At 57.7% G+C, this 631-nt stretch carries 1 protein-coding gene; it reads left to right on the top strand.

Features of this window, described 5'->3' with window-relative positions:
• The coding region (locus ACK59L_RS21495; protein WP_409275955.1) for an immunoglobulin-like domain-containing protein at nt 1-631 on the top strand (631 nt) is incomplete at both ends.

Below are 631 nucleotides of genomic sequence, written 5' to 3'. Positions count from 1 at the left end.
AGCCCTGGCCAACGACCTGATCGTGACCCTGAGCAACAATGAAAAGGTCATCATCAAGGCCGGCGAAACCAGCGCTCAGTATACCCACGCGGCACAAGGTGACGACGTCTACAAAGACTCGGGCGAAATCAGTCTGGGTATCAAGTCGGCAGCAGACGCTGGCGGCCGTACCTTCGAAAACCTGCAGCTGGGCGGCGAGGCCTCGGTGAAAGTCACCGATACCATCGACGAAGTTGTGGCGAAGCTCACAGCAACCGACTCGGTCACTGAAGGCGGTCAGATCACTTACACCGTGACCCTGACAAACAAAGATGGCCTGCCGATCGACAAGCATGGCGCGCTGACCTTCACACTGGATGATGGCAAGACTGTCATCACCATCCCAGCCAATGGCACAACCGGTTCGGTCACTGTGACCGCGCCAGACAACGACTACGTCGGTGCTAACGATCCGGTCGTTAAATCGATCGCCAGTGTTGCTGGTGCGGACGTTGGCAAGTTCGAGCAACTGACTCTGGACAAGACTCCGGTCAGCACCGTCGTGACCGACGAACCAGGTTCGGGCACTCCAGGTACAGGCAACCAAGGCGACCAAGTGCTGGTCACCATCACCGCTGACCAGACTTCTGTT

The organism is Pseudomonas sp. KCJK9111, from assembly GCF_046231935.1.
Classification (GTDB): domain Bacteria; phylum Pseudomonadota; class Gammaproteobacteria; order Pseudomonadales; family Pseudomonadaceae; genus Aquipseudomonas; species Aquipseudomonas parafulva_B.
This window is presented reverse-complemented; position numbering and strand designations above follow the sequence as displayed.